Raw genomic sequence first — 22,395 nt, 5'->3', positions numbered from 1 at the left:
TGGAAATTCGTGTGATCCGCCAGCCGGGACGGCACCGACCGGGGGTGGCCGGGAGGGCCGGTCACGGGGTGGGCAGGGGGCGCCTCTCCAGGGCCGCGGCCATCACGTCCGGGAACAGGTCGGGGGTGCAGGCGAAGGCAGGAGCGCCCAGTGCCGCGAGGGCCGCGGCGTGCTCGTGGTCGTACGCGGGAGCGCCCTCGTCGGACAGGGCGAGCAGGGTGACGAACTCGACGCCCGACGCCTTCATCGCCGCGACCCGGGCGAGCATCTCGTTGCGTATGCCGCCCTCGTAGAGATCACTGATCAGGACCACGACGGTGTCGGCAGGGCGGGTGATCTTCGACTGACAGTAGGCGAGGGCGCGGTTGATGTCGGTGCCGCCGCCGAGCTGCGTACCGAACAGGACGTCGACCGGATCGTCGAGCTGATCCGTCAGGTCGACGACGGCCGTGTCGAACACGACGAGCCGCGTCGCGATCGACCGCATCGAGGCGAGCACCGCGCCGAAGACGGACGCGTAGACGACGGAGGCCGCCATCGACCCCGACTGGTCGATGCACAGGACCACCTCCTTCTTGACCGACTGCGCCGCCCGGCCGTGGCCGATGAGCCGCTCGGGGACGACGGTCTGGTACTCGGGCAGGTAGTTCTTCAGATTCGCCCGGATGGTCCGGTCCCAGTCGATGTCCGCGTGCCGGGGGCGGCTGGTCCGGGCGGAACGGTCGAGGGCGCCGGTGAGGGTGGCGCGGGTGCGGGACGCGAGCCGCTTCTCCAACTGCTCGACCACGGCGCGGACCACGGCGCGGGCGCTCTCGCGCGTCGTCTCCGGCATGGCCTTGTTGAGGGAGAGGAGCGTGCCGACGAGGTGCACGTCGGGCTCGACGGCCTCCAGCATCTCCGGCTCAAGGAGCAGGGAGGACAGGCCGAGCCGCTCGATGGCGTCCCGCTGCATGACCTGCACGACGGAAGCGGGGAAGTACGTACGGATGTCCCCGAGCCAGCGGGCCACGTTCGGCGCGGACCCGCCGAGCCCGCCGCTGCGGGGGCCGGAGCCGCCGTACAGCGCGGTGAGCGCGGCATCCATCCCGGCGTCCCGCCCACCCGGCACGAACCCGGTCCCGTCCCCGTCCCCGCCGAGCACCATCCGCCACCGCCGCCCCCGCTCCTGTGCGGCGGCCCCGCCGTTGTCCGAAATCCCGGTCCCGCTCATCTCCCCGTCCCTCCTGCCAACCGTGCCACCGGCTTCCGCCGCCGGCGCGTACCCGTATCCATCCCGCCGGCCCGAACCAGCCCGCCTGCGTTTGGGGCCCAGGACCCTGGGCGCAACCCCGGAGCCCGGCGCAGCCGGGAACGCTCGCGCAACGGCGCCGCCCCCGGACCCGCCCCCGGAGTCATCCCGGTGCGGCGGGGAGGAGGAGGGCCAGGACCGGCAGCACCGCGTCGGCCCGGACGGGGTCCAGGGTGGGGGCGAAGCCCTCGGGGGCCGCACCCGGCGCCGGCTTCGCCGACGGCCCGCGGCGCACCAGCTCCCCCAGGCTCCGCTTGACGCCCGCCTCGTACGCCCCGAACGTCCGCCGCAGCAGCGGCAGTACATCGATGAACGCCCCCTCCGGCACTCCGACCAGCCACGCGTCGATCAGCCCCAGCAGCCGCTCGTCGTGGACCAGCAGCGTGCCGCCGCCCGAGCCTGCGCCCGCGAAGCCCTCGATCCAACCCGCCGCATCGGCCGGGGCGGCCGCCGGGGAAAGAGCGAGTCCCATCAGCCGCGCCGTTTTCTCCGCCGTCAGCCGCCCCTCGTCCAGGAGCAGCCGGGCCGCGCGGCCGCGGATGACCCCCGGCACGGTGTCCCGGCCGGCCAGCGCCCCCAGCACCGCCGCCCAGCGCTCCCGCAGCCCGTTCTCGTCGAGGAGGCCGATCGCGCCGTGCACCCCGTCCACACGGCCCCGCATCTCGCCGGCCGCGTCCGCGTCCAGGCCCGCCGCGCAGGCCGGCGGCAACGCCACGCATATCCGCTCCGCGAGCCCGCCCGCGACCGTCCTCAGCGCCGCCGCGTCGGTCCCCCGTACGTCTCCGTACCGCAACGAACGGGCCAGCGCCGGCAGGGCCTTGGCGAGCCGCGCCACATCGGCGTCCATCGCGGCCATGTCGGACAGCGCCCGCAGTACGGCGGGCAGCGCCCCGGACAGCCCGGCCAACAGGCACCGCTCGGCCAGCGCCGTCACCTCGCCGAGCTCGGCCGCCCCGGCCGCGTCCGCCTCGGCCTTCGCGGTGGCGGCGGCGACGACGGTGGTGCCCCAGATGCCGGCCTCGGCGACCCTCACCGACAGCTCCGGCTCCCAGCAGAGCCGCCACGTCTCGCGGAACGTCCCGGTGCTTCCCCGCGAGGCGGCCGGCGTGCCCCAGTCGATGCCGAGCAGCCGCAGCCGGTGCAGCAGTCGGGACTTGGCCGCGTCGGTGTCCTTGCGCAGGTCGAGTTCCAGCTCGCGGTCCTGCGCCTCGGCCTTGAGCCGCAGTGAGCGCCGCTGCCGGGTCAGGTCCCGTTGCAGGGGGACGGCGGGCGCCCCGTCGGGGACCTCGCCGAGCACGTCGCCGACGACCAGCCGGTCCTCCACGAGCGCGAGCGGGACGTCGGAGCCGTCACACATCACCGCCCGTGCCGCTTCGAGGGTTTCCGTCAGTCCGGCCGCCGGCCGCCCCCGTACCGCGGCCAGGGTCCCGGCCAGCCGGACCGCCTCGATGACGTGCGCCGGGGAGACCTGTAGGTCCTCCTCCCGCAGCAGCCCGGCGACCCGGGTCAGCCACCGCTCCACCGGCCGGTCGCGGGCCGCGAAGAGGTGCGCGTACCAGCCGGGCGAGGTGATGCCCGCGCCGTACCCGCCGGCCCGGGCGAGCCGCCGGTGGGTCCACGGGACCCAGGTGGTCTCCACCTTGACCTTGGGGAGCCCGGTCAGCAGCGCCTTGTCCGCGGCGGCCGTGGTCTTCGCGCGCAGCGCCGGCACGTGCCAGGCCCCGCACACCACGGCGTACGCGTCGCCGAACTCCCGACGGGCGGCCCGCATGCGCTGGCGCATGTACGCCTCGCGCACCCGGTCCCGGGGCCGGCCGCCGTCCCCGTACGCCTCGCGCAGGGCCCCCATGGCCTCCCCGAGCGCCTCGAACGCGGCGAGGGGATCCTGCGGGGCGGCGCCGCGGTGCTCGACCACGTCCTCCCACCAGCGCTCGGGGTCGTCGTACCCGGCGGTCTCTGCGAGCACCGCGAGGGGGTCGAGCCGTACGGAGTCCGTCGCGTCCGTCGTGTCCGTCCCGTCCGCCTCTTCCGGGTCGGCCCGCGCGGCCAGCGTGTGCGCGGCCGGGAGGTCGATGAACCGCACCGGAACCGGTTCGTCCTGCTCCTGCGCCCAGCGGACGGCGACCCACTCGGGCGAGAACGCGGCCAGCGGCCAGAACGCGGCCCGTCCCGGATCGTCGGCGGCGTGCGCGAGCAGGGCGACGGGTGGCCGCATCCCGGGGTCGGCGGCCAGCGGGAGCAGCGCGTCCCCCTCGGGCGGGCCCTCGATCAGCACGGCCGCCGGGCGGGTCGCGTCGAGGGCGGCCCGCACGGCGCGGGCCGAGCCCGGCCCGTGGTGCCGTACGCCCAGCAGCAGCGGCCCCCGCCGCCCGGCGGTCGGGCCGCTCATGCCGTCACCTCCCGGCAGGCGCGGTAGAAGTCCTTCCAGCCGTCCCGCTCGCGCACCACGGTTTCGAGGTACTCCTGCCAGACGATCCCGTCGGCGGCCGGGTCGCGGACCACGGCGCCGAGGATTCCGGCGGCCACGTCGGACGGGCGCAGGACGCCGTCCCCGAAATGGGCGGCGAGCGCGAGGCCGCCCGTGACGACGGAGATGGCCTCGGCGGTGGACAGCGTGCCGCTCGGCGACTTCACCTTCGTACGGCCGTCGCCGGTGACCCCGTCGCGCAGCTCGCGGAAGACGGTGACGACGCGGCGGATCTCCTCCAGGCCCTCGGGCGCGGCGGGCAGGTCGAGCGCGCGGCCCATCTGGTCGACGCGGCGGGCGACGATGTCGACCTCGGCGTCGGCGGTGGCGGGCAGCGGCAGGACGACCGTGTTGAAGCGGCGGCGCAGCGCGCTGGACAGTTCGTTGACCCCGCGGTCGCGGTCGTTGGCGGTGGCGATGAGGTTGAAGCCGCGCACGGCCTGCACCTCCTGGCCGAGCTCGGGTATGGGCAGCGTCTTCTCGGACAGGACGGTGATGAGGGTGTCCTGGACGTCGGCCGGGATGCGGGTGAGCTCCTCGACGCGGGCGGTCGAGCCCTCGGCCATGGCGCGCATGACGGGGCTCGGTACGAGGGCCTCGCGGCTGGGGCCCTGGGAGAGGAGGCGGGCGTAGTTCCAGCCGTACCGGATCGCCTCCTCGGGGGTGCCGGCGGTGCCCTGGACGAGGAGGGTGGAGTCTCCGCTGACGGCGGCGGCCAGGTGCTCTGACACCCAGGTCTTGGCGGTGCCGGGGACGCCGAGCAGGAGCAGGGCGCGGTCGGTGGCGAGGGTGGTGACGGCGACCTCGACGATGCGGCGCGGGCCGACGTACTTGGGCGTGATGACCGTGCCGTCGGCGAGGGTGCCGCCCAGGAGGTACGTCGCGACGGCCCACGGGGAGAGCTTCCAACGCGTCGGCCGGGGCCGGTCGTCGGTGGCCGCGAGGGCTTTCAGTTCGTCCGCGAAGGCGTCTTCGGCGTGCGGTCGCAGCACCTCGGCGCCCGTGCCGTTCTCGGGCATGGTCATGGTCCCCCTCCAATGCTCGACAGCCGCTTCCGACTGTTGGAACAACCGTGCACCACGCCACTGACAACGACCCTCTCCCGCAGGGTTGTTGCAGGTCAGAGCGATTGTCAGTGGGGGTCTCTACGGTGGAGCACATGACTGAGCAGGGGGTCCGCTGGACAGCGGAACAGGTACTGGCTCTGGCTCCTGACGTTGCATCACGCACGGCGGGGGCCAAGCTGGGCGGGGCGGGTCCGTGGTCACAGACCGGAGATTCCGCTTCCGGTTTGGTGTGGGGGGTGTGCAAGGGCAGCGGCAGTACGCCGTACCGGACGGTCGTGGACCTGACGGGCCCGGCGTACAACTGCTCCTGTCCGAGCCGGAAGTTCCCGTGCAAGCACGCGCTCGGGCTGCTCCTGCTCCGGTCGGCCGAGGGGTTCGGCGAGCGCGGCGGGGCGCCGGACTGGGCCGCCGAATGGCAGGCGGGGCGGGCGGCGAAGGCCGCGCGTGCGGCCTCCGCGGCGGAGGGTCCGGCGGACGAGGGGGCGGCGAAGATCCGGGCCGAACGGAGGGCGGCCCGGATCAGCGCCGGCGTCACCGAGCTGGAACAGCGGCTGGAGGACGTGCTGCGCGGGGGCCTGGCCGGTCAGCAGCAGGCGGGGTACGCGCCCTGGGAGGAGACCGCCGCGCGGATGGTCGACGCCCAGGCGCCGGGACTCGCGGCGCGGGTGCGGGAGTTGGGGACGATACCCAGTTGCGGTCCCGGATGGCCCGCCCGGATGCTGGAGGAGGGCGCGCTGCTGCACCTGCTGAACCGGGGTTGGCTCGGGTTGGCAGGCCTGCCGCAGCCGCTCGCCGCGACGGTCCGGAGCAGGGTGGGGCTTCCGGGTTCCGCCGCGGAGGGGGAGGTCGTACGGGACCGCTGGCTGGTGCTGGCCCAGTACGACTCGGTGTCACCGGACGGCAGGCTCACCACCCGCCGGACGTGGCTGCGCGGGCTGGGAAGCGGGCGCCCGGCCCTGGTGCTGGACTTCGGCCCGCCCGGGCGGCCGCCGGGGCTGGCACTTCCCGTGGGATTGGTGCTGGAGGCGGAGGCTCGCTTCCGGCCGGGTACGGCGGGGCTGCGGGCGGATCTCGGGGAGAGGGCCGCGCCGGCCGCGGCGAACGACCAGCCTCCCGCCGGGATCAGTACGGGGGCGGCACTGGAGGCGTACGGGGCGGCGCTGCGGGAGGACCCGTGGCTGGACTCGTGGCCCGTGGTGCTGGGCCCGGTGATCCCGATACCGGGGGAGCTGGGCTGGCAACTGGCGGATGCGGAGGGCACCTCCGCGCTGCCGGTCGCGCTCTCGGGCGGCGCATCGCGGTCCGGTTTGTGGCAGCTGGCCGCGCTCTCGGGCGGCGGGCCGGTCACGGTGTTCGGCGAATGCGGACACCGCGGATTCACCCCGTTGACGGCCTGGCAGCCGGGCTGCCCGGAACCGGTCGCCCTGGGGTGAAGGGACCGGGGGGTCCCGTAGGGGAGGGAACGTCTGCGCGGGGGCGCCGACGTGCACGAACGACGAAGCCGGGGGGCTTTTGTGAACGACAACCACGCAAGCTGAAGGGTCGGGCAAGGGGGACGAGAGCTGCTCCGGTCCCGCGGAGGGGGCGGGACCGGAGCACTACCGCAAGAGAAGGAGGGGCGCGGTGACGGCGAAGACGACGGACACGGACACGGACACCAACAGGGACACGAACACGGGTCACGGGGAGTGGGAGGAGCTGGTCGCCGCCGCACTGCTGGGCACGGGGCGGCGCCAGGGCGACCCGTCGGCGCTGCTCGATGCGGCGGCCGTGCAGACCGTACGGCGCCGGGCGGGGCTGCGGCCCGCCCCGGCGGGTCCGCGGCCGGATCCCGCACCACGGGATCCGCGCCCGGCTCCGCCGGAGCCGGCCCGGAGGCGTCTCGCACAGCTGCTGGCCGGCCGGACCGGCGCGGGCAGCGGCGGCGGGCGGCGCGGGGCGGCCCCGGACCTGACGGAGCTGCTGCCGCAGTGGCTGGCCGCCGCCGGCCGGCACGGCTACCGGGCGCCGGCCGCGCTCGTGCCGGCGCTGCTGGACGCGGCCCGGGCCAGGACGGACCTGCGGGCACAGGCGCTGGCCCTGGCCGGGGCGCGGGGCCTGTGGCTGGCCAGGCTGAATCCGGACTGGCGGTTCGCCCTGCGCGGCGGGGCGGGCGGCGGGGAGCTCCCCGACCCCGAGGACGGGGCCGGGGTGGAACGGCTGTGGCAGGAGGGACTGTTCGCGGAACGCGTGGCCCTGCTGGGGACCGTACGGGTGCACGAGGCGGCGGCCGCGACACGGCTGCTGTCCACGACCTGGGCCGCGGAGCGGGCCGAGGACCGGCTGATGTTCCTCGACTCACTGCGGGTGGGGCTGACGGAAGGGGACGAGCCGTTCCTGGAAGCGGCCCTGGGTGACCGGAGCCGCAACGTCCGGGCGACGGCCGCCGAGCTGCTGTCCGCACTGCCGCAGTCGGCGCTGGCCCGGCGGATGGCCGAGCGGGCACGGGCCTGCGTCGGGCCGGAGGGGGTGACTCCGCCGGCCGAGTGCGATGCGGGGATGCTCCGCGACGGGGTGGTCGAGCGGCCGCCCGCCGGGCGCGGGGAACGGGCCTGGTGGCTGGGCCAGCTGGTGGAGGCGGCTCCGCTGTCCTGTTGGGGGGAGCGGTTCGGGGGGCTCGGCCCGGCGGAGATCGTGGCGCTGCCGGTGGCCGGGGGCGAGAGCTGGCGGGAGGAGCTGCACGCGGCGTGGTGCCGGGCGGCGGTCCGCCAGCGCGATCCGCAGTGGTCGAAGGCCCTGCTCGGCTCGGCGTCGTCGCCTCCCGCGACGGCCCCGGGCACGGCGTCGCTGGCGGAGCGGGCGAAGCTGCTGTCCATCCTGCCGGACGGGCAACGGGCGCAGTGGGTCGCGGAGTTCATACGGGCCCACGGCCTTTCGGAGGCCTTCCAGCTGCTCGGCGTGTGCGTGGTGCCGTGGGCGGGGACGCTGGGGCGGGCGGTGGTGGACGCCCTGGACGCGGCGCGGGAAGCGGGCAGCTACCCGTGGAGCTTCAGCGGAGTGATGGGCCTGGCGGAACGCTGCCTGGATCCCGCGGAAGCCGACCTCCTGGAGTCCTTGACGGCGACTTCGGACGGCCCGCCGGACACGTCTGCGGGCGCGGCGGCGTATTGGGCCGAGGCCTTCCAACGCCTGGTCGCCACGCTCCGCCTCCGCGCCACCATGCTCGGGGAACTGACCCCGCCCGGGCCCTGACCCCGCGGCGTCCCACCGGCCCGCGGTCGCGGGCCCGGTCCGGCGCGGATCTCCGCCGCCCGGCGGGGGCCGGCGCCGCGCCGCCCCACCGCACCGACACGCACGGTCGGGTTCGCGGGGCGTCGGGTCGCCCGTCGGGTGAGCGGCGCAGGCTACTGGCGGACGTGGGCGCGGACCCAGTCCACGATCGACGTCGTCGTCGCGCCCGGGGTGAAGATCTCGGCCACGCCCTTCGCCTTCAGGGGGGCGATGTCGTCCTCCGGGATGATGCCGCCGCCGAAGACCTTGATGTCCTCCGCCTCGCGCTCCTTCAGCAGTTCCAGGACGCGCACGAACAGCGTGTTGTGGGCGCCCGAAAGGATCGAGAGGCCGATCGCGTCGGCGTCCTCCTGGATCGCGGTGTCCACGATCTGCTCGGGAGTCTGGTGGAGGCCCGTGTAGATGACCTCCATGCCCGCGTCCCGCAGCGCACGCGCGATCACTTTGGCCCCGCGGTCGTGGCCGTCGAGACCCGGCTTGGCCACCACCACACGGATCGGACCGGTCACACCCATCGCACTGCCTCCCGAGTGAACGAACGTTAAGTACAGCATCGCGCACACCCCCGTTTCACGGTCAACCACGAGGGGGAAATCACACGTGGGACGGCGTTGATTCACCGCCATGGGGAGCCGAACCGGGGGGCGCGCGCCACCGTACCGACAGCCGCACGGCACGGTGGCGCGGCCGACCGCAGTCCCAAAAGGCTTAGGGGAGGCCGTCGATGGGGGTGTCCATACCCGTACCCGTGTCCGTGTCCGGGGCCGCGCTGCGGGCCGGAGTGTTGGAGGCGGTGGTCCTCGGCGGGCACCTACTGCTGTACCCGACCGGGATACGTCAGGAAAAGCCGCCCGCAACCGCCGCAAAACGCCTCGGGCAGACGCCGGTGCTCCTGCTGCACGGGTTCACGGACAACCGGTCCGTGTTCGTCCTGCTGCGCCGCACCCTCGCCGCGGGCGGCCGGCGGCAGGTGGAGACGTACAACTACTCCCCCTTCACCCGCGACCTGCGCGTCACCGCCCGCCACCTCGCCCGGCGCGTCGAGGAGCTGTGCGAGCGCACGGGGCAGGAGCGGGTGGACCTGGTCGGGCACAGTCTGGGCGGGCTGGTCGGGCGGTACTACGTCCAGCGCCTCGGCGGTGACGCCCGCGTCCGCACGCTCGTCACGCTCGGCACTCCGCATTCCGGTACGCGGGTCGCCCCCTTCATGGACGCGCATCCGCTGGTCCGGCAGATGCGCCCGGATTCCGAGGTGCTGGCCGAGCTGCGGGCGCCCGCGCCCGGCTGCCGCACCCGATGCGTGGCGTTCTGGAGCGAGTTCGACGAGCTGATGGACCCGACCGAGACGGCCCGTATCGAGCATCCGGACCTCCTCGTGGAGAACGTGCAGGTCACGGGCATCGGACATCTCGCACTACCCGCACATCCGGCCGTGACGGCAGCGGTCCGGCGCGCACTGGACAGGACCGGCCCGGCCGCCGTCGAAGGCCTGGAGGACGCCGCTTCCGTCGCGTGAACACCAACCGATCGAAACTCGAACGGATTTCGAACTCAAGGCCAAGGCTCGGCCTTGCTGCGACCGAAAGACGGCCGAATGCCCGGTTCCGGAAAGCCGGAAACCCCTGGAAGATTGTCGTTGCCAGTAACCGCCGGGTACAGTCACGCCACTGCTCTCCCCAGGGAACCTCAAGTTCCTTGGCCACCCAGGCCCCCCACTGCCGAGGCGAAAGAGAAGTTGGTGAACGACCGCCCCTCGTCGGGCCTGTACCCCGATTCCGGGTACGAAGGCCTTTCCAACACCACTTTCGCTGGTGACTCGACATACGTTTCCTACGAAACGCAGGGCCAGGGGTACGACTACGCCTCCTACGCCTCGTACGAGACCGGCGCGTACGACACCACCGCCTGGTCCGCGCAGGACAGTTACGCGCAGGACGGCGGCTACCTGTCGAGCATCCCCGCCCAGGGCGGCGTCTGCGAGGACACCGGCACCGGACAGTGGGACGCGAGCGCCTGGAACCAGCAGGGCGGCACGGACTACCAGGCCACCGGGTTCGACTACGAGCAGCCCGGGCAGACCGGCCAGTGGGCGGTGCCGGGCTACGGCACCACCGGCACCGAGACCGGCGCGTACGACGCCACCGCCTGGAACGCCGTCCCGCAGCACGAACAGCAGACGCAGACCTTCTCGTACGACTACCAGTACGAGTACCAGCAGCAGGCCCAGCAGCAGACGCACCACGACACGACCTACTCCTACGAGGCACCGGCCGCTCCCGCCGCCGACGCCTACAGCGAGACCGCCGTCTTCGAAGTCCTCGGCGACGAGGGCCCCGAGCCGGAACTCGGCCACGACCACGAGCACGACTTCGACCTCGACCTCGACCTCGATGCCGACGCCGCGGCCGACCCGGTGCACGACCTGCCCACCCAGGCCATGCCGCTCACCCCGGCCGACGCACCCGCGCCCCGCGCCTCGCGCCGCGCCGGCGCCAAGACGAAGTCGGCGGCAACGGCCCCCTCCAGCGGAGGCAACAGCCGGCGCCGCTCCCCGGCGAAGCGTTCCGCCTTGCTGACCGTGGCCGTACCGTCCGCCTGCGTGATGGGCGTCGCGGGTGTCGCGGCCGCCTCCGTCGGCGGACTCACCGGCGTGGACAAGCCCGCCGAGGACACCACCACGATGGCCGCGCCCGACCCGGCCTCGGTGAAGCCGGTCGCGGCGAACAGCAAGCTCGACACCCAGCTGACGGCGCTCAGCGCCGACGCCGGCGACTTCGCGGACCGCGCGAGCCGCACGCAGGAGCGCATCGACCTGCGTCAGCGCCAGGAAGACGAGAAGAAGAAGAAGGCGGAGGAGGAAGCGGCCAAGGAGGCGGCCCGCCCCAAGTTCGCGATCCCGGTCGAACAGCACGGCCTGAGCGCCACGTTCGGCCAGGCCGGCGGCATGTGGATGTCGGTGCACACCGGCATCGACTTCCCGGTCTCCTACGGCACCCCGGTCATGTCCGCCACCGACGGCACCGTGCGCACGCAGTGGAACAGCGCCTACGGCAACATGGCCATAGTGACCTCGCCCGACGGCACCGAGACGTGGTACTGCCACCTCAGCAGCACCAAGCTCCGGTCCGGCAAGGTCAAGGCGGGCGACGTCATCGCCTACTCCGGCAACTCCGGCAACTCCACCGGTCCGCACCTGCACTTCGAGGTCCGGCCCGGCGGCGGCTCGGCGATCGACCCGCTGCCGTGGCTCCGTAGCCACGGCCTGGACCCGAGCTAAGACCGCCCCGGCCGAACCACATCGGCCCGGGCCCCATCAGCCAGAGCCACATCAGCCTCAGCCACATCGGCCCGGACCGCACCGGCCCGGGCCCGGCGGAGCCGTTACAGCTTCTGCACCGGCGCGTAGCGCAGCAGCAGGCGCTTCGGCTTGTCGTCCCCGAAGTCGACGGTGGCCTGCGCGTCCGCGCCAGCTCCCCTGACCTCCATGACCGTGCCCAGCCCGAACTGGTCGTGCGTGACCCGGTCCCCGACCGCCAGCGCGATGACCGGCTTGTCGTTGGCCCGGCGCGTCGCGAACCCGGACGGCCCCGACTTCGTACGCGACGAGGACAGGAACGCCTCCGGCGAGGTCCCGAAGGTCGCCTTCCCCGTCCCGGATCCGTACCCGGACCCCGAGCCGGAGCCCCGCATCGGGCCCGCCGGCCTCTGGGCCGCGCCCGTGCGCTTCCACTGGAGGTACTCCGCCGGGATCTCTTCGAGGAACCGCGACGGCGGGTTGTAGGAAGGGGTGCCCCACGCACTGCGCATCGACGAGCGGGTCAGGTACAGCCGCTCGCGCGCCCGCGTGATGCCGACGTAGGCGAGGCGGCGCTCCTCCTCCAGCTCCTTGGTCTGGCCCAGCGCCCGCATGTGCGGGAAAACCCCGTCCTCCATGCCGGTCAGGAAGACCACCGGGAACTCCAGGCCCTTGGCGGTGTGCAGGGTCATCAGCGTGATGACGCCCGAGCCGTCCTCGTCCTCGTCGGGGATCTGGTCGGAGTCGGCGACGAGTGCGACCTGTTCCAGGAACTCGGCGAGGGTCCCGCCCGTGGCGGCTGCCGCCGGCGTCGCGGCGTCTTCGCCCCGGGCCTGTTCGAATTCCAGGGCCACGGCCGCGAGTTCCTGGAGGTTCTCGATCCGCGTCTCGTCCTGCGGGTCGGTCGAGGCCTGGAGCTCGGCGAGGTAGCCCGTGCGCTCCAGCACCGCTTCCAGCACCACCGCCGGGCCCGCGCCCGATTCGACGATCGTGCGGAGTTCCTCCATCAGCACGTTGAACCGCTTCACGGCGTTGGTCGAGCGGGCGGCCATGCCGAAGGCCTCGTCCACGCGTCGCAGCGCCTGCGGGAAGGTGATCTTCTCGCGCATGGCGAGGGCGTCGATCATCGCTTCCGCGCGCTCGCCGATGCCGCGCTTCGGCACGTTCAGGATGCGGCGCAGCGGAACGTTGTCCTCCGGGTTCGCCAGGACGCGCAGGTACGCGAGGACGTCCCGGACCTCCTTGCGCTCGTAGAAGCGGACGCCACCGACGACCTTGTAGGGCAGGCCGACCCGGATGAAGATCTCCTCGAACACGCGCGACTGCGCGTTCGTCCGGTAGAAGATCGCCACGTCGCCCGCCTTGGCTTCGCCCGCGTCCGTGAGCCGGTCGATCTCATCGGCGACGAACTGCGCCTCGTCGTGCTCGGTGTCCGCGACGTAGCCGGTGATGACGGAGCCGCTGCCGGCCTGGGTCCACAGGTTCTTGGCGCGGCGGTTCTCGTTGCGTTCGATGACCGCGTTGGCGGCGGAGAGGATCGTCTGCGTGGAGCGGTAGTTCTGCTCCAGCAGGATCGTCGTCGCGTCCTTGTAGTCCTCCTCGAACTGGAGGATGTTGCGGATGGTCGCGCCGCGGAAGGCGTAGATCGACTGGTCGGCGTCACCCACCACGCACAGCTCGGCCGGCGGCAGGTCCGGGTAGCCGGTGCCGACGAGCTCGCGCACCAGCGTGTACTGGGCGTGGTTGGTGTCCTGGTACTCGTCCACGAGGACGTGACGGAAGCGGCGCCGGTAGTGCTCGGCGACGTCCGGGAACGCCTGGAGCAGGTGCACCGTGGTCATGATGATGTCGTCGAAGTCGAGCGCGTTGGCCTCGCGCAGCCGCCCCTGGTACATCGCGTACGCCTGGGCGAGGGTCTTCTCGAAGCCGTCGGCCGCCTGTGCCGCGAAGGCGTCCTCGTCGATGAGCTCGTTCTTGAGGTTCGAGATCTTGGCGTTGAAGGACTTGGGCGGGAACTTCTTCGGGTCCAGGTCCAGGTCGCGGCAGACGAGCGCCATCAGGCGCTTCGAGTCGGCGGCGTCGTAGATCGAGAACGACGAGGTGAAGCCGAGGCGCTTGGATTCGCGGCGCAGGATGCGCACGCACGCGCTGTGGAAGGTGGAGACCCACATGGCGTTGGCGCGCGGGCCGACCAGCCCCTCGACGCGCTCCTTCATCTCACCGGCGGCCTTGTTGGTGAAGGTGATCGCCAGGATTTGGCCGGGGTGGACGCCCCGCGCGGCCAGCAGGTGGCCGATGCGGTGGGTCAGCACCCGGGTCTTGCCGGAGCCGGCGCCGGCCACGATGAGCAGCGGCGAGCCCGCGTGCACCACGGCGGCGGCCTGCTGCTCGTTGAGCCCGTCCAGGAGCGTCGCGGGGTCGATGACGGGCTTGGGGTCGCCGTCCCGGTAGTACGCGTCCCCGCTCATGGGTACGTCGAACCGGCCCCCGAAGAGGTCGTCCGCACCCGGTTCCGGTGCGGCGTGGTCCTCGGGCGGCGGAGGGACCTCGTCGGAGGGGGAGAGGTCCGCCAGGAAGCTGTCGTCAAAGAGGCTGCTCATCGCTTTCCGAGTCTAGGGGGCGGGACGGACACCCGGCCCCGGCCGCGGAAAATCGGCTGCTCCCGCCCCTGTGGCTCCCCTCACCCCGGGCTCACCGCAGGACGAGTTCCAGCAGGCCGGGGAAGCGCAGCTCCAGGTCGTCCCGGCGCAGCGTGAGGTAGAGCTTGCGGCCCTGCGGGCGCTGGCAGATCACACCGCCTTCGCGGAGCGTCTTGAGGTGGTGGGTGACGCTCGACCTGGGCAGGTCGGGCACCACTTCGCCGCAGAAGGCCTCCGCGCCGGAGGCGAGCCTGCGGACGATCTCCAGCCGGACGGGGTGGCCGAGGGCCGCGAGCACCTCGGCGAGTTCGAGGTGCTCGGCGCAGGGGTGGGTCAGCTCAGCAGCGGCAGCCATGCCCTCACTGTACGCAGATCTCGTACGGACCTTGCCTGACCATTCGAAGATCTCGTACAGTCGACACTGCCTGACCGTTCGAATTCTTCGTACGGTCGGGCCCCATCGCCCCCGCCCCGTGAGGACACCCCGTGCCCAGCACCGCCGCTCCCCAGGCCTTCCCCTTCGACGACGCCACCCTCGCCGCCTCCCTCGACGGCGGCTTCACCAGCCACCACGCCGACGTCGACGGCACCCGGCTGCACTATGTCCAGGGCGGCAGCGGCGAGCCGCTCGTCCTGCTCGGCGGGTGGCCGCAGACCTGGTGGCAGTGGCGCAAGGTGCTGCCCGCCCTGGCCGCCCGCTACCGCGTGATCGCCGTCGACCTGCGCGGCATGGGCGGCTCCGCCAAGCCCGCGGCCGGCTACGACAAGAAGACCCTGGCCCACGACGTCCACGCGCTGCTCGGCCGGCTCGGCATCGACTCCGCGCACCTCGTCGGCCACGACATCGGCGCGATGGTGGCCTACGCGTACGCCGCCAACCACCCCGGGGCGACCCGGAAGATCGCCCTCCTGGACGTGTCCCACCCCGAGGAGAGCTGGGCCCGGATGGCCCTGCTCCCCCAGCAGGGGCAGCGCCACAAGTGGTGGTTCGCCTTCAACCAGGTCCACGGGCTCCCCGAGCAGCTGCTCGCCGGCCGCTTCCACCTCCTGCTGGACTGGCTGTTCGAGAACGCCACCGCCGACCCCGCCTCGGTCGACGCGCACGCCCGCGAGGTGTACGCCCGCGCCTACGACGCGCCGGAGGCCGTACGCGCCGCCAACGACTGGTACCGGACCTTCACCCGGGACATCGCCGACCTGGCCACGTACGCCCCGGTGACCGCGCCGATCCTGGCCCTCGGCGGCGAGTACAGCAACTACGAGAGCCTCGTCGCCGCCGTCCCGGCCCTGGGCACCGACACCCGCGTGGTGCGCGTCGACGGCAGCGGGCACTACCTGCCGGAGGAGCGCCCGGAGGTGGTCGTCGAGGAGCTGACCCGCTTCCTGGGCTGACCGGGAGCCCCCGTACGCTCGCCCCCATGGACGTACTCATCAGTGTCTTCGTGGGCCTGCACATCATCGGTATCGCCTCCCTCCTGGGCGGCTTCCTGACCCAGATGAAGGCGATGAGCGCCGGCACCGCCCGCTTCGTGCCCGCGATGCTGCACGGTGCGCTGACGATGCTCGTCACCGGCGTCCTGCTGGTCGGCTTCCGCGAGATGGACGGCGGCAGCGTCAACAACATCAAGATCGGCGTGAAGCTCGCCGTGCTCTTCGTGATCCTCGCGCTCGTCTACGTGAAGCGGGACGAGGAACACGTGGACAAGGCTCTGTTCGGCGCGGTCGGCGGACTGACCGTGGTCAATATCTTCATCGCCGTCCTCTGGCACTGACCCGGCACCGACCCGGAACCGCCACATCCGGTCGGGTCGGAACACTTGCGGTCATCTCGTCATCCGACTGTTACCTCCCGGTCTAGCGTCCTCCTCCAAGCACCGAGCTCCCGAGCGAGGAAGGACGTGAGGCCCTCGTGGCCAGTCACCGAAAGCCCAGGCAGCGCCCGCTCTCCCGCGGCACCGTACGCACCGCCGCCACGCTCGCCCTGGCGGGCGCTGCCACCGCCACCGCCTTCGAAGGCACCTCGCAGGCCGACCCCCAGCAGACGCCCTCCCAGGTGAAGGCGGAAGTGGACCGGCTCTACGAGCAGGCCGAGGAGGCGACCGAGCGGTACAACGGGGCGAAGGAGAAGGCCGACGAGGCCGAGCGCGCGCTCGACGGCCTGCGCGACGAGACCGCCCGCAAGACCGACCGGCTCAACACCGCCCGCCGGGCGCTCGGCTCCCTGGCCGCCGGCCAGTACCGCAGCGGCGGCCTGGGACCCGCCATGCAGCTGGCCCTGGCCGCGGACCCGCAGGACTACCTGGCCCGGGCCTCGTTCCTCACCCGCACCGGCGACCGCAGCGCCGCCGAGATCTCCTCCGTGCGGCACCAACTGGACGAGGTCGGACAGCTCAAGGAGCGGGCCGCCGGCCGGCTCGCCGACCTGCGCGCCCGCGAGGGCGAACTCGCGGCGGCCAAGACCACCATCGAGGGCAAGCTCAGCACCGCCAAGCAGCTGCTGGCCAAGCTCACCGCCGAGGAGCGCGCCGCCTACGAGGCCGCAGGTGCCGGATCCGCCGGGGGGACCGGGTCCGCCGCGGGTGCGGCCCCGGCCGGGCCGGGCACCACGGCCCCGCCGGCTTCGGACGGCTCGCGCGCCGCCCGTGCGGTCGCCTTCGCGTACGGGGCGATCGGCAAACCGTACGTCTGGGGCGCGACCGGACCGGGCTCGTTCGACTGCTCCGGCCTGACCCAGGCTGCCTGGCGCTCGGCCGGGGTCTCCCTCCCCCGCACCACCTACACCCAGATCAACGCGGGACAGCGCGTCTCCCGCGACCAGCTGGCCCCCGGCGACCTGGTGTTCTTCTACTCCGGGGTGACCCACGTCGGCCTCTACATCGGCAACGGCCAGATGATCCACGCCCCGCGGCCCGGGTCCACGGTCCGGGTGGCCCCCGTCGACTCCATGCCCTGGGCCGGCGCTTCCCGCCCGGCGTGACGGGCCGGGTGGCGTGACGGGCCGGGTGGCGTGACGGGCCTACGGCGCCTTGACCTGCGTGCTCAGCCAGCCGAAGGTCTGCGGGATCTGCTTCGACCACGAGTCGAGGTTGTGGCCGCCGGTGACCTTCTCCGCGTGCACCGCGGTGGGGTTCTGCGCGATCCCCTTGAGGTCCGTGCCGGACAGGTAGCCGTCCTGCTCGGCGCCCGACATCCACAGCGACACCGCCGGCGGCGCGGGCGCGGCCTTGAGCAGGGCCTTCAGGTTGTGGGTGCGCCGCATCTCCGGGTCCTGGGCGACGAGCGAGGTGGGCTCCTGGCCCGGGTCGTTGTATCCGGACAGGGAGACGGCCGCGCTGTAGCGGTCGGGGTGCAGGATCGCCAGCTTCGCGGCGCAGTACGCACCCGCCGAGTACCCGGCGACGCCCCAGGTGCGGGCCTCGTCCGACGCCCGGAAGTTGTCGGTGACCATCTTGCGGACGTCGACGCTGAACCAGCTGTCGGCGTTGACCTTGCCGGGGATGTTCGCGCAGCCGGTGTCGCCGTTGCCCAGCAGCATCGCGCGCGGCGAGACCAGGATGAACGGCTGCACCTTGCCGCTCTTCATCAGCGGCTCCAGCACCTCGGCCGCCTTGAGCCCCTGGAACCAGGACTTGCCCGTCCCGGGTATGCCGGGGATCAGCTCCACCACCGGGAACTTCTTGTCCTTGAACGCCGGGTCGTCGTACTGCGGCGGCAGCCACACCATGACGTCGCCCTTGACCCCGGAGATCTTGCCGTCGAGCTCGGTCTTCTTGACCCGGCCGCCGAGGCCCTCGACCGGCTGGAACTCCTGGTGCACCTTCGGCTCGGCCTTGACCTCCGCGGCCTTCTTGCCGCCGAGCCCGTCCGGGCCGAGGTCGGGGGCGGCGGTGACGTACTTGCCGGTGCCGAGCAGATCGCCCCAGGAGTTGTAGAAGGTCTCCTGCCGGTTCACCGCGATGAACACCAGGGCCACGGCGGTGACCTGGGCGAACAGCAGCATCACGGCCCGGGTCGACACCCGTACGACGGCGGGGCCGCGCACCTTGCTCCACACGACCAGCGGCAGGACGACGGCGATCGCCGTAAGGACGATCGCCGTCGCGAAAAGGGGAATCCCGGTCAAGCTCATCACGCAACCCAAGAGGGCCGCGTCGTACGCGCGGGTTCCCGCCGGTGGCTGCGGCGTAAATCACAGGCCAAAGGTCCGGGCGTCCCGGCCCGGGATCAGACCAGGCGGCGCGCCGTCGCCCAGCGGGTCAGCTCGTGACGGTTGGAGAGCTGGAGCTTGCGGAGCACCGCCGAGACGTGCGATTCGACGGTCTTGACCGAGATGAAGAGCTGCTTGGCGATCTCCTTGTACGCGTACCCGCGCGCGATCAGCCGCAGCACCTCGCGCTCGCGCTGCGTGAGGCGGTCCAGGTCCTCGTCGACCGGCGGTGCGTCCGTCGAGGCGAAGGCGTCGAGCACGAAGCCCGCGAGCCGCGGCGAGAACACCGCGTCCCCCTCCTGCACCCGGAAGATCGAGTCCACCAGGTCGGTCCCGGTGATGGTCTTGGTGACGTACCCGCGCGCGCCGCCCCGGATGACCCCGATGACGTCCTCGGCGGCGTCCGACACCGACAGGGCCAGGAACCTCACCTGGTCCTCGGCCGCCGCCATCAGCGGGGCGCAGCGCCGCAGCACCTCGACACCGCCGCCACCGGGCAGGTGCACGTCGAGCAGGACCACCTCGGGCCGGGTGGCGGTGATGACGGTGACGGCCTGGTCGACATCGGCCGCCTCGCCGACGACTTCGACCCCGGTCCGGGCGGTCTCGCCGATCTCGGCCTGCACGCCCGTACGGAACATCCGGTGGTCGTCGACGAGCACCACCCGAACGTGCCTGGCCACTGCCCCGATGCCGGTCTCTTCGGTCATGCTGCGTTCGCCGCCCTCTCCATCTCCAGCTCGACTTCCGTGCCGCCGTCGGGCGCGGACCGCAGCCGTGCGGTCCCGCCGTTGCGCTGCATCCGGCCGATGATCGATTCTCGTACGCCCATGCGGTCGTCCGGTACCGCGTCGATGTCGAAGCCCGGCCCCCGGTCCCGTACGGAAACGAACACCTGTTGCCCCTCCACCTCGGCGTACACCTGCACCGGCCCGCCCTCGCCACCGTACTTGGCGGCGTTGACCATCGCCTCGCGCGCGGCCTGCATCTGTGCGGCCAGCTTCTCGTCGAGCGGGCAGTCGCCGACCACGACGACCTCGATCGGGACGCCGTGGTGGTCCTCCACCTCGGCCGCCGTCTTCTTGACGGCCTCCGCGAGGGTGGTGGGTTCCTCCGCCTCGTCCTTGCCGGTGCCTTCTGGCTTGTACAGCCAGTTCCGCAGCTCCCGCTCCTGCGCCCGGGCGAGGCGGCGCACCTCGCCGACGTCCTCCGCGTTGCGCTGGATCAGGGTGAGGGTGTGCAGCACCGAGTCGTGTACGTGGGCGGCGACCTCGGCGCGCTCCTGGGCGCGGATGCGCATCAGGCGTTCCTCGGAGAGGTCCTGGGTCATCCGGATCAGCCAGGGTCCGGCCAACAGGGCTATGCCGACGAGGACGGCGAGGGCCGCGGTCAGTACGTTGCCGAGCTGCGCCGCGGAGCCGCGTACGACGATGAAGACGGTCAGGCCAACCCCGACCAGCGCGACCCCGGCGAACCCGCGGGCCAGCTGGAGCAGGCGGGCATTGCGCCCGGCGGCCGCGCCCCAGTGGGCGCGGCGGGCGTTGTCGGCCTGCCGCCAGACGAGGACCACGCCGGCGCCGACCAGCAGCGTCGGCCACACGTACCGGCCGGAGGTGCCGCCGAGCTGGACCTTGGAGATGAAGATCCCGGCGCCGATGCACAGGGCGATGAGCGCGGTGATCTGCCCCTTGTCGGGTTTGCGCAGGCGGCGGGTGCCGTCGGAGAGGGTCTCGAAGAAGGAGCGGTGGCCGGTGCGGCCGCCGACCCCCAGCGGTACGAAGACCCAGAACGCGGCGTACAGCAGGACGCCCAGTCCGTCGCCCCACATGAACAGGCCGAGGAAGGCGAGCCGGACCCAGACGACGGGCAGCCCGAGGTGCCCGGCGAGACCGCGCGCTACACCGCCGAGCATCCGACCGTCGGCGCTGCGGTAGAGCCTGCGCTGGACCGGTTCGTCGGCATCTGCCGTGTGCGGGGGGCGGGGGGCGGCGGAGACGGGCATGTCACTGATGGTCACATGCGCGCGGCGCGTGCGGCATCAGGGCATCCCCCCAGTTCTGTCGGGGGGATATCAGGGTTGTGCCAGGGTCGGGCCCGGTGCCGCGCGGTGCGGCGGGTTGTCACCATGGACCCATGACCAAGCACGACTCCCCGCCCTCTCCGGCCGGTGCCGGCGCGGCACCGCCGCCGCCGGGCGGCCGCACCGCGGACCGGCCCGCCGACCGCGCGACCGATCGCGCCGCCGACCGGCCGTCGCTGCGCCGCAGCAAGCGCGACAAGGTCCTCGCGGGCGTGTGCGGCGGTTTGGGCCGGTACTTCGACCTGGATCCGGTGATCTTCCGGATCGTGCTCGGCGTCCTCGCGATCACCGGCGGTGTGGGCCTGATCTTCTACGGCTTCGCCTGGCTGCTGGTGCCGGTGGACGGCGAGGAGGACAGCGAGGCGAAGAAGCTGCTGACCGGCCGGGTCGAGGGTGCCACCCTGGCCGCGGTGTTCGCGGCCCTGGTCGGCTGCGCACTGTTCCTGTCGATGCTGGACAACGGCGGACTGGCCGTGTTCTCCGTCCTGGCCGTCCTGGCCCTCGGCGGCGCCTCGTACTGGTCGCAGCGCCGCCGGAGCACGGCCGCCCCCGAGGCGGAGCCGCAGGCGACGCACCGCCCGGGCCCGCCGGAGACCCAGGCGCCGCCCGCGCCGGGCAGTCCGTCGTGGTGGCGGGACCCGCTGGTCAAGGACGGCACCACCGGCCCCGTCGGAACCACCGGGTACCTGTGGGGGCCGGATGATTCCGCCGACGCCAACGCCGCCCGGAACATCGGGAGCGGTCGCGTCGCGGCGGAGTTCGGGCGGGCCGCTGCCACGCCGGTCCCGCGCGGTGGCATCGGCGGCCGGGTGTTCGTCCTGGCCCTGCTGGCCGGGGGCGTCGCCACCGCGTCGGTCTGGCAGGGCAGCACCCTCTCGCACGCGCTGCAGATCGGGCTGGCCTCGGCGCTGGCCGTCTTCGGTCTGGGTCTGGCGTTCAGCTCGGTCAAGGGCCGCACCGGTTTCGGGACCATCCTGCTCGCGATGATCACCGCCGGGCTGCTGGCCGGCGCCTCCGCGCTGCCCCGTGAGATCGGCACCGACTGGAAGGCCGTGGAGTGGCGGCCGGCCGCGGTGGCCGATGTGAAGCCCGTGTACACGGCGGGCACGGGGCTGGCGACGCTGGACCTGAGCCGGCTGGACGTGCCGAAGGGCAGCACGCTGCCCGTACGCGCCCACCTGAAGGCGGGCCGGCTCAAGGTGATCCTGCCCCGCGAGGTCACGGCGCAGGCCGATGTCTCGGTCAAGCTGGGCGACATCGCGATGCCCGGGGACACCAGCCAGGACGTACGCATCAAGAGCGGTGGCGAAACCCAGCAGGTGACGCTGAAGCCGTCCGCCGGCACCGAGGCCGGGGGGACGATCGAGCTGCACCTGGACACGGGTGTGGGACAGGTGGAGGTGGCCCGTGCGGCGTCATGAGTTCCAGCCCGGGCGGCTGCTGGCCGGCCTGGTCTTGGTCGCCGCGGGCGTGCTGTACCTGCTCGATGCGACCGGGGAGGCGGACCTGCCGTGGTTCCTGGTCATCCCGATGACCATGGGCGGGCTCGGCCTTGCCGCGCTGGTGGGGCTGGTGACCTACGCGGTCCGCCGGGACCGGCGCGACCGGATCAGCGAGTCCAGCGACAGGTAGGGCGCACCGGCCAGGATCATCGGGATCCAGGCCATCAGGTAGATCAGGTCGTTGCCGTAGTAGTACGGGGACACCTGCCAGGACACCGTGAGCCACAGGCTGAGCGAGATCAGCGCTCCGCCGGTGGCCGCGATCCGGGTCAGCAGGCCGGCCAGGACGCCCAGGCCGACCAGGAGCTCACCGATGGCCAGCACCACGGCGAAGCCGACGGGCGACAGCAGGGCCCAGTCCACCAGGGCGGGGATCGCGGAGGTGTCGCGCACGCCGTGCATCAGCTCGCCGATGGAGCCGGGGCCGGAGACGGACAGGAACGCGGAGTCGGTCAGCTTGTCCAGGCCCGCGTAGACGAAGGTCACGCCGAGGAAGATCCGCAGCGGCAGCAGGGCGTAGCGGGCGGCCCGTTCCCGTAGTCCGGGCCGGGCGGCGGAAGGGACGTCAGTTCGGGTCACG

Annotated in this window: 19 protein-coding genes; 9 read left to right on the top strand and 10 right to left on the bottom strand. The window is 72.9% G+C overall.

Going from position 1 to position 22,395, the window contains the following annotated elements:
• Positions 1 to 61 precede the first annotated feature (61 nt).
• The 3 genes from OHA65_RS22955 to OHA65_RS22945 all read right to left on the bottom strand — a co-directional run bounded on the left by OHA65_RS22955 (position 62) and on the right by OHA65_RS22945 (position 4,780).
• On the bottom strand, positions 62 to 1,210 hold the full coding sequence (locus OHA65_RS22955) for a VWA domain-containing protein (protein WP_328763410.1): 1,149 nt from the start codon (positions 1,208 to 1,210) through the stop codon (positions 62 to 64).
• A gap of 181 nt (positions 1,211 to 1,391) precedes the next feature.
• Entirely contained in the window at positions 1,392 to 3,677 is a 2,286-nt protein-coding gene (locus tag OHA65_RS22950; RefSeq protein WP_405762354.1) for a DUF5682 family protein, read from the bottom strand.
• Positions 3,674 to 4,780: an AAA family ATPase gene (locus tag OHA65_RS22945; RefSeq protein ID WP_327284992.1), complete on the bottom strand. Its 1,107-nt coding sequence runs from the start codon at positions 4,778 to 4,780 to the stop codon at positions 3,674 to 3,676. The genes OHA65_RS22950 and OHA65_RS22945 overlap by 4 nt, the downstream gene beginning before the upstream one ends.
• 134 nt (positions 4,781 to 4,914) lie before the next feature.
• Here OHA65_RS22945 and OHA65_RS22940 point away from each other — a divergent pair, with 134 nt between their 5' ends.
• Positions 4,915 to 6,255, top strand: coding sequence for an SWIM zinc finger family protein (locus OHA65_RS22940; protein WP_327284991.1), 1,341 nt, complete (start codon positions 4,915 to 4,917; stop codon positions 6,253 to 6,255).
• A 190-nt stretch (positions 6,256 to 6,445) separates the two neighbouring features.
• Positions 6,446 to 8,053, top strand: a complete 1,608-nt coding sequence (locus tag OHA65_RS22935) for a DUF5691 domain-containing protein (RefSeq protein WP_371644563.1) — start codon at positions 6,446 to 6,448, stop codon at positions 8,051 to 8,053.
• Between the two features lie 152 nt (positions 8,054 to 8,205).
• Here the strand turns inward: OHA65_RS22935 and OHA65_RS22930 are convergent, their stop codons facing one another.
• Positions 8,206 to 8,607: a cobalamin B12-binding domain-containing protein gene (locus tag OHA65_RS22930; protein WP_327284989.1), complete on the bottom strand. Its 402-nt coding sequence runs from the start codon at positions 8,605 to 8,607 to the stop codon at positions 8,206 to 8,208.
• A gap of 209 nt (positions 8,608 to 8,816) precedes the next feature.
• Between OHA65_RS22930 and OHA65_RS22925 the strand changes: the two genes are divergently transcribed.
• Together OHA65_RS22925 and OHA65_RS22920 are read left to right on the top strand one after the other, a co-directional pair.
• Complete coding sequence (locus tag OHA65_RS22925) at positions 8,817 to 9,608, top strand: alpha/beta fold hydrolase (RefSeq protein ID WP_327284988.1); 792 nt, start codon at positions 8,817 to 8,819, stop codon at positions 9,606 to 9,608.
• A 222-nt stretch (positions 9,609 to 9,830) separates the two neighbouring features.
• Positions 9,831 to 11,369 (top strand): M23 family metallopeptidase, encoded by a 1,539-nt coding sequence (locus OHA65_RS22920; protein WP_405762352.1) that lies wholly within the window; start codon positions 9,831 to 9,833, stop codon positions 11,367 to 11,369.
• A 104-nt stretch (positions 11,370 to 11,473) separates the two neighbouring features.
• Here the strand turns inward: OHA65_RS22920 and pcrA are convergent, their stop codons facing one another.
• A complete protein-coding gene (gene pcrA / locus OHA65_RS22915; protein WP_405762350.1) occupies positions 11,474 to 13,987 on the bottom strand; it encodes a DNA helicase PcrA in 2,514 nt (837 codons plus the stop codon).
• A 91-nt stretch (positions 13,988 to 14,078) separates the two neighbouring features.
• The gene (locus tag OHA65_RS22910) at positions 14,079 to 14,381 is read right to left on the bottom strand and encodes a helix-turn-helix domain-containing protein (protein ID WP_327284985.1); all 303 of its coding nucleotides are present in this window, start codon (positions 14,379 to 14,381) and stop codon (positions 14,079 to 14,081) included.
• Positions 14,382 to 14,512: 131 nt separating this feature from the next.
• Between OHA65_RS22910 and OHA65_RS22905 the strand changes: the two genes are divergently transcribed.
• The 3 genes from OHA65_RS22905 to OHA65_RS22895 all read left to right on the top strand — a co-directional run bounded on the left by OHA65_RS22905 (position 14,513) and on the right by OHA65_RS22895 (position 17,003).
• Positions 14,513 to 15,418 carry an alpha/beta fold hydrolase gene (locus OHA65_RS22905; protein WP_405762348.1) on the top strand — a complete coding sequence of 302 codons (906 nt, stop codon included), beginning with the start codon at positions 14,513 to 14,515 and terminating at the stop codon, positions 15,416 to 15,418.
• A 26-nt stretch (positions 15,419 to 15,444) separates the two neighbouring features.
• On the top strand, positions 15,445 to 15,798 hold the full coding sequence (locus tag OHA65_RS22900) for a hypothetical protein (RefSeq protein ID WP_327284983.1): 354 nt from the start codon (positions 15,445 to 15,447) through the stop codon (positions 15,796 to 15,798).
• Between the two features lie 137 nt (positions 15,799 to 15,935).
• Positions 15,936 to 17,003, top strand: a complete 1,068-nt coding sequence (locus tag OHA65_RS22895; protein ID WP_327284982.1) for an NlpC/P60 family protein — start codon at positions 15,936 to 15,938, stop codon at positions 17,001 to 17,003.
• Positions 17,004 to 17,042: 39 nt separating this feature from the next.
• Here OHA65_RS22895 and OHA65_RS22890 read toward each other — a convergent pair whose 3' ends face one another.
• The 3 genes from OHA65_RS22890 to OHA65_RS22880 all read right to left on the bottom strand — a co-directional run bounded on the left by OHA65_RS22890 (position 17,043) and on the right by OHA65_RS22880 (position 20,235).
• Positions 17,043 to 18,155, bottom strand: a complete 1,113-nt coding sequence (locus tag OHA65_RS22890; protein WP_327284981.1) for an alpha/beta hydrolase-fold protein — start codon at positions 18,153 to 18,155, stop codon at positions 17,043 to 17,045.
• Positions 18,156 to 18,250: 95 nt separating this feature from the next.
• Positions 18,251 to 18,943: a response regulator transcription factor gene (locus tag OHA65_RS22885; RefSeq protein WP_327284980.1), complete on the bottom strand. Its 693-nt coding sequence runs from the start codon at positions 18,941 to 18,943 to the stop codon at positions 18,251 to 18,253.
• Entirely contained in the window at positions 18,940 to 20,235 is a 1,296-nt protein-coding gene (locus tag OHA65_RS22880) for a PspC domain-containing protein (RefSeq protein WP_327284979.1), read from the bottom strand. The genes OHA65_RS22885 and OHA65_RS22880 overlap by 4 nt, the downstream gene beginning before the upstream one ends.
• A 131-nt stretch (positions 20,236 to 20,366) precedes the next feature.
• Between OHA65_RS22880 and OHA65_RS22875 the strand changes: the two genes are divergently transcribed.
• The gene (locus OHA65_RS22875; RefSeq protein ID WP_327284978.1) at positions 20,367 to 21,734 is read left to right on the top strand and encodes a PspC domain-containing protein; all 1,368 of its coding nucleotides are present in this window, start codon (positions 20,367 to 20,369) and stop codon (positions 21,732 to 21,734) included.
• Positions 21,721 to 21,945 carry a hypothetical protein gene (locus tag OHA65_RS22870; RefSeq protein WP_327284977.1) on the top strand — a complete coding sequence of 75 codons (225 nt, stop codon included), beginning with the start codon at positions 21,721 to 21,723 and terminating at the stop codon, positions 21,943 to 21,945. The genes OHA65_RS22875 and OHA65_RS22870 overlap by 14 nt, the downstream gene beginning before the upstream one ends.
• On the opposite strand, the gene OHA65_RS22865 is transcribed toward OHA65_RS22870, so the two are convergent.
• Positions 21,891 to 22,394: a DoxX family protein gene (locus OHA65_RS22865; protein ID WP_327284976.1), complete on the bottom strand. Its 504-nt coding sequence runs from the start codon at positions 22,392 to 22,394 to the stop codon at positions 21,891 to 21,893. The two genes, OHA65_RS22870 and OHA65_RS22865, sit on opposite strands and share 55 nt — an antisense overlap.
• Position 22,395 lies beyond the last annotated feature (1 nt).

Origin of the sequence: Streptomyces sp. NBC_00045, from assembly GCF_045041095.1 — a bacterium.
GTDB lineage: Bacteria > Actinomycetota > Actinomycetes > Streptomycetales > Streptomycetaceae > Streptomyces.
Note: the sequence above shows the minus strand (reverse complement) of the source record. Positions and strands in the feature narration are given on the sequence as shown.